We start from the raw sequence: 11,815 nt of genomic DNA, 5'->3' as shown, positions 1-11,815 counted from the left end.
GGCATATAGCTAATTTCGAAAAGAAATAAGCCAAATTAATGACATGACTTAAAGTCAAAACGCTGTCGCAATAAACACACCGTTCTGACGAGAAACTCAACGAATATCACCGCACGTAAACCATGGAGCTTCACCTATGAGCACTATCGCCGCCATCGTCAAATCTCTTGTAGGACAAGTGTTTGCCGTTTCTATCGACGGTCTAAAACGTCAGATATTTGAAGGCGAGCGCCTGCTGATGGGTGAGCAAGTACTCACTGGCTTGGGCGGCGAAGTGACGCTGCAACTGGCCAATGGCGAGCTGGTTAGCGTGGGGCAAAACAGTAACTGGCAAGCAGGCCCGGATGCTAACGCCAGTGATGAGCGAGCGCCGGACTCTGAATTAGAACAAGCCTTAGCCGCCGGCTTCGACCCCACCACCGACCTTGAAGCCCCCGCGGCAGGCGCTGGAACAGGCGCAGGCACTGGCGGCGCGGCGGGCGGCGGGCATAGCTTTGTATTACTGGATGAAACTGGCCAGCAACTGGACCCGACAGTAGGATTCGATACCGAGGGTCCAAGCTTGGCAGGCCAGACCGCAGCTGAAAATGTGGCCGCCAACGCCACCCAGGCCGTCGACATCGGCGCGCCAACGGTTGCCAGCATTGTGATGGCTGACACCGCCCTCAGCGTCGGCGAGACCAGCTTGGTCACCATCACCTTCAGTGAGGCGGTCGTCGCCTTTGATAACACCGATGTGACTGTCGAGAACGGCACCCTCAGCGCCTTGAGCAGCGCCGATGGCGGTGTGACGTGGACCGGTACCTTCACCCCAAGCGTCAATGTTGAAGACACCACTAACCTGATCACCGTGGCCGCGACTTACACCGACACCGCCGGTAACGCCGGCACCGGGGCCAGCAGCGCCAACTACCAGATCGACACCCAGGCCCCTGTGTTGAGTATCAGCGACAACGTCGCCGGTGTGGCCAATGGCCCGGTGACCTTTACCTTTAGCTTCACTGAGGCCGTCACCGGCTTCACCGCTGATGACATCAGTGTGGCCAACGGCACCAAAGGCGCCTTCACCAGCGTCGATGGCCAGACCTACACCTTGGTCGTGACTCCGACCGGTGGCCAGATCACCGTTGATGTCGCGTCTGGCGCCGCCCAGGATGCTGCCGGCAACGCCAGCACTGCAGCCAACGCGACACAGGCCGTGGACATCGGCGCGCCAACGGTTGCCAGCATTGTCATGGCCGACACCGCCCTCAGCGTCGGTGAGACCAGCTTGGTCACCATCACCTTCAGCGAGGCGGTCGTCGCCTTTGATAACACCGATGTGACTGTCGAGAACGGCACCCTCAGCGCCTTGAGCAGCGCCGATGGCGGTGTGACGTGGACCGGTACCTTCACCCCAAGCGTCAACGTGACCGACACCAGCAACCTGATCACCGTGGCCGCGACTTACACCGACACCGCCGGTAACGCCGGCACCGGGGCCAGCAGCGCCAACTACCAAATCGACACCCAGGCCCCTGTGCTGAGCATCAGCGACAACGTCGCCGGTGTGGCCAATGGCCCGGTGACCTTTACCTTTAGCTTCACTGAGGCCGTCACCGGCTTCACCGCTGATGACATCAGTGTGGCCAACGGCACCAAAGGCGCCTTCACCAGCGTCGATGGCCAGACCTACACCTTGGTCGTGACTCCGACCGGTGGCCAGATCACCGTTGATGTCGCGTCTGGCGCCGCCCAGGATGCCGCCGGCAACGCCAGCACTGCAGCCAACGCGACACAGGCCGTGGACATCGGCGCGCCAACGGTTGCCAGCATTGTGATGGCCGACACCGCCCTCAGCGTCGGTGAGACCAGCTTGGTCACCATCACCTTCAGCGAGGCGGTCGTCGCCTTTGATAACACCGATGTGACTGTCGAGAACGGCACCCTCAGCGCCTTGAGCAGCGCCGATGGCGGTGTGACGTGGACCGGTACCTTCACCCCAAGCGTCAACGTGACCGACACCAGCAACCTGATCACCGTGGCCGCGACTTACACCGACACCGCCGGTAACGCCGGCACCGGGGCCAGCAGCGCCAACTACCAGATCGACACCCAGGCCCCTGTGTTGAGTATCAGCGACAACGTCGCCGGTGTGGCCAATGGCCCGGTGACCTTTACCTTTAGCTTCACTGAGGCCGTCACCGGCTTCACCGCTGATGACATCAGTGTGGCCAACGGCACCAAAGGCACCTTCACCAGCGTCGATGGCCAGACCTACACCTTGGTCGTGACTCCGACCGGTGGCCAGATCACCGTTGATGTCGCGTCTGGCGCCGCCCAGGATGCCGCCGGCAACGCCAGCACTGCCGCCAACGCCACCCAGGCCGTCGACATCGGCGCGCCAACGGTTGCCAGCATTGTGATGGCCGACACCGCCCTCAGCGTCGGCGAGACCAGCTTGGTCACCATCACCTTCAGTGAGGCGGTCGTCGCCTTTGATAACACCGATGTGACTGTCGAGAACGGCACCCTCAGCGCCTTGAGCAGCGCCGATGGCGGTGTGACGTGGACCGGTACCTTCACCCCAAGCGTCAACGTGACCGACACCAGCAACCTGATCACCGTGGCCGCGACTTACACCGACACCGCCGGTAACGCCGGCACCGGGGCCAGCAGCGCCAACTACCAGATCGACACCCAGGCCCCTGTGTTGAGTATCAGCGACAACGTCGCCGGTGTGGCCAATGGCCCGGTGACCTTTACCTTTAGCTTCACTGAGGCCGTCACCGGCTTCACCGCTGATGACATCAGTGTGGCCAACGGCACCAAAGGCGCCTTCACCAGCGTCGATGGCCAGACCTACACCTTGGTCGTGACTCCGACCGGTGGCCAGATCACCGTTGATGTCGCGTCTGGCGCCGCCCAGGATGCTGCCGGCAACGCCAGCACTGCAGCCAACGCGACACAGGCCGTGGACATCGGCGCGCCAACGGTTGCCAGCATTGTCATGGCCGACACCGCCCTCAGCGTCGGTGAGACCAGCTTGGTCACCATCACCTTCAGCGAGGCGGTCGTCGCCTTTGATAACACCGATGTGACTGTCGAGAACGGCACCCTCAGCGCCTTGAGCAGCGCCGATGGCGGTGTGACGTGGACCGGTACCTTCACCCCAAGCGTCAATGTTGAAGACACCACTAACCTGATCACCGTGGCCGCGACTTACACCGACACCGCCGGTAACGCCGGCACCGGGGCCAGCAGCGCCAACTACCAGATCGACACCCAGGCCCCTGTGTTGAGTATCAGCGACAACGTCGCCGGTGTGGCCAATGGCCCGGTGACCTTTACCTTTAGCTTCACTGAGGCCGTCACCGGCTTCACCGCTGATGACATCAGTGTGGCCAACGGCACCAAAGGCGCCTTCACCAGCGTCGATGGCCAGACCTACACCTTGGTCGTGACTCCGACCGGTGGCCAGATCACCGTTGATGTCGCGTCTGGCGCCGCCCAGGATGCTGCCGGCAACGCCAGCACTGCCGCCAACGCCACCCAGGCCGTCGACATCGGCGCGCCAACGGTTGCCAGCATTGTGATGGCTGACACCGCCCTCAGCGTCGGCGAGACCAGCTTGGTCACCATCACCTTCAGCGAGGCGGTCGTCGCCTTTGATAACACCGATGTGACTGTCGAGAACGGCACCCTCAGCGCCTTGAGCAGCGCCGATGGCGGTGTGACGTGGACCGGTACCTTCACCCCAAGCGTCAATGTTGAAGACACCACTAACCTGATCACCGTGGCCGCGACTTACACCGACACCGCCGGTAACGCCGGCACCGGGGCCAGCAGCGCCAACTACCAGATCGACACCCAGGCCCCTGTGTTGAGTATCAGCGACAACGTCGCCGGTGTGGCCAATGGCCCGGTGACCTTTACCTTTAGCTTCACTGAGGCCGTCACCGGCTTCACCGCTGATGACATCAGTGTGGCCAACGGCACCAAAGGCGCCTTCACCAGCGTCGATGGCCAGACCTACACCTTGGTCGTGACTCCGACCGGTGGCCAGATCACCGTTGATGTCGCGTCTGGCGCCGCCCAGGATGCTGCCGGCAACGCCAGCACTGCCGCCAACGCCACCCAGGCCGTCGACATCGGCGCGCCAACGGTTGCCAGCATTGTCATGGCCGACACCGCCCTCAGCGTCGGCGAGACCAGCTTGGTCACCATCACCTTCAGTGAGGCGGTCGTCGCCTTTGATAACACCGATGTGACTGTCGAGAACGGCACCCTCAGCGCCTTGAGCAGCGCCGATGGCGGTGTGACGTGGACCGGTACCTTCACCCCAAGCGTCAATGTTGAAGACACCACTAACCTGATCACCGTGGCCGCGACTTACACCGACACCGCCGGTAACGCCGGCACCGGGGCCAGCAGCGCCAACTACCAGATCGACACCCAGGCCCCTATGTTGAGTATCAGCGACAACGTCGCCGGTGTGGCCAATGGCCCGGTGACCTTTACCTTTAGCTTCACTGAGGCCGTCACCGGCTTCACCGCTGATGACATCAGTGTGGCCAACGGCACCAAAGGCGCCTTCACCAGCGTCGATGGCCAGACCTACACCTTGGTCGTGACTCCGACCGGTGGCCAGATCACCGTTGATGTCGCGTCTGGCGCCGCCCAGGATGCTGCCGGCAACGCCAGCACTGCCGCCAACGCCACCCAGGCCGTCGACATCGGCGCGCCAACGGTTGCCAGCATTGTGATGGCTGACACCGCCCTCAGCGTCGGCGAGACCAGCTTGGTCACCATCACCTTCAGCGAGGCGGTCGTCGCCTTTGATAACACCGATGTGACTGTCGAGAACGGCACCCTCAGCGCCTTGAGCAGCGCCGATGGCGGTGTGACGTGGACCGGTACCTTCACCCCAAGCGTCAATGTTGAAGACACCACTAACCTGATCACCGTGGCCGCGACTTACACCGACACCGCCGGTAACGCCGGCACCGGGGCCAGCAGCGCCAACTACCAGATCGACACCCAGGCCCCTGTGTTGAGTATCAGCGACAACGTCGCCGGTGTGGCCAATGGCCCGGTGACCTTTACCTTTAGCTTCACTGAGGCCGTCACCGGCTTCACCGCTGATGACATCAGTGTGGCCAACGGCACCAAAGGCGCCTTCACCAGCGTCGATGGCCAGACCTACACCTTGGTCGTGACTCCGACCGGTGGCCAGATCACCGTTGATGTCGCGTCTGGCGCCGCCCAGGATGCTGCCGGCAACGCCAGCACTGCCGCCAACGCCACCCAGGCCGTCGACATCGGCGCGCCAACGGTTGCCAGCATTGTCATGGCCGACACCGCCCTCAGCGTCGGCGAGACCAGCTTGGTCACCATCACCTTCAGTGAGGCGGTCGTCGCCTTTGATAACACCGATGTGACTGTCGAGAACGGCACCCTCAGCGCCTTGAGCAGCGCCGATGGCGGTGTGACGTGGACCGGTACCTTCACCCCAAGCGTCAATGTTGAAGACACCACTAACCTGATCACCGTGGCCGCGACTTACACCGACACCGCCGGTAACGCCGGCACCGGGGCCAGCAGCGCCAACTACCAGATCGACACCCAGGCCCCTGTGTTGAGTATCAGCGACAACGTCGCCGGTGTGGCCAATGGCCCGGTGACCTTTACCTTTAGCTTCACTGAGGCCGTCACCGGCTTCACCGCTGATGACATCAGTGTGGCCAACGGCACCAAAGGCGCCTTCACCAGCGTCGATGGCCAGACCTACACCTTGGTCGTGACTCCGACCGGTGGCCAGATCACCGTTGATGTCGCGTCTGGCGCCGCCCAGGATGCTGCCGGCAACGCCAGCACTGCCGCCAACGCCACCCAGGCCGTCGACATCGGCGCGCCAACGGTTGCCAGCATTGTCATGGCCGACACCGCCCTCAGCGTCGGCGAGACCAGCTTGGTCACCATCACCTTCAGTGAGGCGGTCGTCGCCTTTGATAACACCGATGTGACTGTCGAGAACGGCACCCTCAGCGCCTTGAGCAGCGCCGATGGCGGTGTGACGTGGACCGGTACCTTCACCCCAAGCGTCAATGTTGAAGACACCACTAACCTGATCACCGTGGCCGCGACTTACACCGACACCGCCGGTAACGCCGGCACCGGGGCCAGCAGCGCCAACTACCAGATCGACACCCAGGCCCCTATGTTGAGTATCAGCGACAACGTCGCCGGTGTGGCCAATGGCCCGGTGACCTTTACCTTTAGCTTCACTGAGGCCGTCACCGGCTTCACCGCTGATGACATCAGTGTGGCCAACGGCACCAAAGGCGCCTTCACCAGCGTCGATGGCCAGACCTACACCTTGGTCGTGACTCCGACCGGTGGCCAGATCACCGTTGATGTCGCGTCTGGCGCCGCCCAGGATGCTGCCGGCAACGCCAGCACTGCCGCCAACGCCACCCAGGCCGTCGACATCGGCGCGCCAACGGTTGCCAGCATTGTGATGGCTGACACCGCCCTCAGCGTCGGCGAGACCAGCTTGGTCACCATCACCTTCAGCGAGGCGGTCGTCGCCTTTGATAACACCGATGTGACTGTCGAGAACGGCACCCTCAGCGCCTTGAGCAGCGCCGATGGCGGTGTGACGTGGACCGGTACCTTCACCCCAAGCGTCAATGTTGAAGACACCACTAACCTGATCACCGTGGCCGCGACTTACACCGACACCGCCGGTAACGCCGGCACCGGGGCCAGCAGCGCCAACTACCAGATCGACACCCAGGCCCCTGTGTTGAGTATCAGCGACAACGTCGCCGGTGTGGCCAATGGCCCGGTGACCTTTACCTTTAGCTTCACTGAGGCCGTCACCGGCTTCACCGCTGATGACATCAGTGTGGCCAACGGCACCAAAGGCGCCTTCACCAGCGTCGATGGCCAGACCTACACCTTGGTCGTGACTCCGACCGGTGGCCAGATCACCGTTGATGTCGCGTCTGGCGCCGCCCAGGATGCTGCCGGCAACGCCAGCACTGCCGCCAACGCCACCCAGGCCGTCGACATCGGCGCGCCAACGGTTGCCAGCATTGTCATGGCCGACACCGCCCTCAGCGTCGGCGAGACCAGCTTGGTCACCATCACCTTCAGTGAGGCGGTCGTCGCCTTTGATAACACCGATGTGACTGTCGAGAACGGCACCCTCAGCGCCTTGAGCAGCGCCGATGGCGGTGTGACGTGGACCGGTACCTTCACCCCAAGCGTCAATGTTGAAGACACCACTAACCTGATCACCGTGGCCGCGACTTACACCGACACCGCCGGTAACGCCGGCACCGGGGCCAGCAGCGCCAACTACCAGATCGACACCCAGGCCCCTATGTTGAGTATCAGCGACAACGTCGCCGGTGTGGCCAATGGCCCGGTGACCTTTACCTTTAGCTTCACTGAGGCCGTCACCGGCTTCACCGCTGATGACATCAGTGTGGCCAACGGCACCAAAGGCGCCTTCACCAGCGTCGATGGCCAGACCTACACCTTGGTCGTGACTCCGACCGGTGGCCAGATCACCGTTGATGTCGCGTCTGGCGCCGCCCAGGATGCTGCCGGCAACGCCAGCACTGCCGCCAACGCGACACAGGCCGTCGACATCGGCGCGCCAACGGTTGCCAGCATTGTCATGGCCGACACCGCCCTCAGCGTCGGTGAGACCAGCTTGGTCACCATCACCTTCAGCGAGGCGGTCGTCGCCTTTGATAACACCGATGTGACTGTCGAGAACGGCACCCTCAGCGCCTTGAGCAGCGCCGATGGCGGTGTGACGTGGACCGGTACCTTCACCCCAAGCGTCAACGTGACCGACACCAGCAACCTGATCACCGTGGCCGCGACTTACACCGACACCGCCGGTAACGCCGGCACCGGGGCCAGCAGCGCCAACTACCAGATCGACACCCAGGCCCCTATGTTGAGTATCAGCGACAACGTCGCCGGTGTGGCCAATGGCCCGGTGACCTTTACCTTTAGCTTCACTGAGGCCGTCACCGGCTTCACCGCTGATGACATCAGTGTGGCCAACGGCACCAAAGGCGCCTTCACCAGCGTCGATGGCCAGACCTACACCTTGGTCGTGACTCCGACCGGTGGCCAGATCACCGTTGATGTCGCGTCTGGCGCCGCCCAGGATGCTGCCGGCAACGCCAGCACTGCCGCCAACGCCACCCAGGCCGTCGACATCGGCGCGCCAACGGTTGCCAGCATTGTGATGGCTGACACCGCCCTCAGCGTCGGCGAGACCAGCTTGGTCACCATCACCTTCAGTGAGGCGGTCGTCGCCTTTGATAACACCGATGTGACTGTCGAGAACGGCACCCTCAGCGCCTTGAGCAGCGCCGATGGCGGTGTGACGTGGACCGGTACCTTCACCCCAAGCGTCAATGTTGAAGACACCACTAACCTGATCACCGTGGCCGCGACTTACACCGACACCGCCGGTAACGCCGGCACCGGGGCCAGCAGCGCCAACTACCAGATCGACACCCAGGCCCCTATGTTGAGTATCAGCGACAACGTCGCCGGTGTGGCCAATGGCCCGGTGACCTTTACCTTTAGCTTCACTGAGGCCGTCACCGGCTTCACCGCTGATGACATCAGTGTGGCCAACGGCACCAAAGGCGCCTTCACCAGCGTCGATGGCCAGACCTACACCTTGGTCGTGACTCCGACCGGTGGCCAGATCACCGTTGATGTCGCGTCTGGCGCCGCCCAGGATGCTGCCGGCAACGCCAGCACTGCCGCCAACGCGACACAGGCCGTGGACATCGGCGCGCCAACGGTTGCCAGCATTGTCATGGCCGACACCGCCCTCAGCGTCGGTGAGACCAGCTTGGTCACCATCACCTTCAGCGAGGCGGTCGTCGCCTTTGATAACACCGATGTGACTGTCGAGAACGGCACCCTCAGCGCCTTGAGCAGCGCCGATGGCGGTGTGACGTGGACCGGTACCTTCACCCCAAGCGTCAACGTGACCGACACCAGCAACCTGATCACCGTGGCCGCGACTTACACCGACACCGCCGGTAACGCCGGCACCGGGGCCAGCAGCGCCAACTACCAGATCGACACCCAGGCCCCTGTGTTGAGTATCAGCGACAACGTCGCCGGTGTGGCCAATGGCCCGGTGACCTTTACCTTTAGCTTCACTGAGGCCGTCACCGGCTTCACCGCTGATGACATCAGTGTGGCCAACGGCACCAAAGGCACCTTCACCAGCGTCGATGGCCAGACCTACACCTTGGTCGTGACTCCGACCGGTGGCCAGATCACCGTTGATGTCGCGTCTGGCGCCGCCCAGGATGCCGCCGGCAACGCCAGCACTGCCGCCAACGCCACCCAGGCCGTCGACATCGGCGCGCCAACGGTTGCCAGCATTGTGATGGCCGACACCGCCCTCAGCGTCGGCGAGACCAGCTTGGTCACCATCACCTTCAGTGAGGCGGTCGTCGCCTTTGATAACACCGATGTGACTGTCGAGAACGGCACCCTCAGCGCCTTGAGCAGCGCCGATGGCGGTGTGACGTGGACCGGTACCTTCACCCCAAGCGTCAATGTTGAAGACACCACTAACCTGATCACCGTGGCCGCGACTTACACCGACACCGCCGGTAACGCCGGCACCGGGGCCAGCAGCGCCAACTACCAGATCGACACCCAGGCCCCTGTGTTGAGTATCAGCGACAACGTCGCCGGTGTGGCCAATGGCCCGGTGACCTTTACCTTTAGCTTCACTGAGGCCGTCACCGGCTTCACCGCTGATGACATCAGTGTGGCCAACGGCACCAAAGGCGCCTTCACCAGCGTCGATGGCCAGACCTACACCTTGGTGGTCACCCCCACCGGCGGCGAAATCACGGTCACTGTGGCGGCCGATGCCGCCCAGGATGCGGCCGGCAACGCCAGCACTGCCGCCAACGCCACCCAGGCCGTCAACGATGCGCCTGTGGCAGTTGCCGATAGCGCTACAACCAACGAAGACACGCCTGTAATTATCAATGTGCTGGCCAACGACACGGATGTTGACGGTGACCTCCTGACGGTAACCGGGGCCACGGCCAGCAATGGCAGCGTGGTAGTGAACGCCAACAACACCCTGAGCTTTACCCCGGCCAGCAACTTCAGTGGCACGGCACTGATTCAGTACAGCATTACTGATGGCAAGGGTGGTACCTCCAGCGCCCAGGTAAGCGTGACGGTCACACCGCAAGCCGATGCACCATTGCTCTCGCCGGTGTCCAATATTTTTGCCCTCAACCCAGGTGCCACAGTCATTTCGACGGGTAGCACCGACACGCCAATCAACACCGCCGCATTCAACGCCGGTGATGGTATTTCACAAGCCAATCTCGAGGCCGAACTGGGCCTGACTGCTGGTTTCCTCGACAATCGCTTTAATCCAAGCGGGCCGAATGTTAATCACAGCGGCAATGTTGATGTAGTCGACGGGAAAACTACTCAGTCGAACTACAGCATGGCAGGCGGCACCACCGTCAATTGGAACTATGCCTTCACCAATGGAGAGAATCTCTCGTCCGAAGTGCAGGCTGGTTACAACGACCTGGTGGTATTGATCGTAACGGGCCCTAACGGCACCCGTGAAACCTTCCTGGTGGACTCCTCAGAGTCGAAGTTTCCAAGTCTCACCAATAACGGCACATTTAGTTATACCGCGACTCAGAGTGGCAACTACAGCTTCAGCTGGCTGGTACTCAATGGCCGCGACAGCCTCAAAGACTCATCACTGTCGTTGTCCAGGGCTAACTTCAGCCAAAGCGGCAGCGCCATGCTGTATGGCGCTCCAATTGCGCTGCTACTCGCAGCACAGCTGGTCGACCAGGATGGTTCAGAGTCCCTGAGCCTCGTGCTTTCAGGACTGCCCAACGGTGCCAGCCTGAGCGCTGGTACCAACAATGGCAACGGCAGCTGGACGCTGGCCGCCAGCGATCTAAGCAACCTGCACTTGTTGCCGCCTGCTGGCTACACCGGAACGCTGAACCTAACGCTAACCGGCACCGCGACAGAAACGGCTAATGGCAGCACGGCGAGCAGTGCGCAGTCATTTAGCGTGACTGTCGATGAGACCACCAACACTGTGACCACGGCGACTGCCGGTAACGACACGCTTACAGGCACATCAGGCAACGACCTAATCCGTGGTTACAACGGCGATGACACCCTTAACGGCGGCGCCGGTAACGACCTGATCTATGGTGGTGCAGGCAATGACACGCTAAACGGTGGAGCCGGTAACGATCACCTTTATGGCGGTATCGGTAACGACACGCTGAATGGCGACGCCGGTAACGATTACCTCAGCGGTGATGCCGGTAACGACATCCTCAATGGGGGCGAGGGCGATGACATACTGCGCGGCGGCCTGGGCAACGACACGCTCACCGGCGGCACAGGCAGAGACTTACATCTCTGGCAGCGTGGCGACCTGGGTAATGATGTGGTCAGGGATTTCAATATCAGCGGCACATCGCGAGACACCATCGACTTGCATGACCTGCTGCAAGGCGAAAATGACGGTAATATTCTTAACTACCTGCGCGTAGACACCGCCACCTCCACTCTGCAAATCAGCATAACTGGGGGGCTCAATGCCACAGGTAGCAACGCCGACATGACCATCAAACTGGAAAACGGTGGTAACCCGATCAATATCAACCCTGGCAATCTGAGCCAAGGTGATCTGGTCAACTCGCTGATTGCGGGTGCGGACCCCATGATCAAAGTCGACCACACCTGATCAACCCAACCCCGCTAC

Annotated in this window: 1 protein-coding gene; it reads left to right on the top strand. The window is 62.0% G+C overall.

Annotation, left to right across the window (positions count from 1 at the left end; translation table 11 throughout):
* Positions 1-136 precede the first annotated feature (136 nt).
* Positions 137-11,797, top strand: coding sequence for an Ig-like domain-containing protein (locus tag WF513_RS05460; protein WP_339082204.1), 11,661 nt, complete (start codon positions 137-139; stop codon positions 11,795-11,797).
* Positions 11,798-11,815 lie beyond the last annotated feature (18 nt).

Source organism: Pseudomonas sp. TMP9, assembly GCF_037943105.1.
In the GTDB taxonomy this organism is placed as follows: domain Bacteria; phylum Pseudomonadota; class Gammaproteobacteria; order Pseudomonadales; family Pseudomonadaceae; genus Aquipseudomonas.
The sequence above is the reverse complement of the archived record's forward strand: the minus strand, read 5'-3'. Positions and strand labels throughout refer to the sequence as shown.

Excerpts from the sequence above, each read along its gene's own strand:
- WF513_RS05460 (WP_339082204.1), top strand. The coding sequence starts at position 137 with ATGAGCACTATCGCCGCCATCGTCAAATCTCTTGTAGGACAAGTGTTT.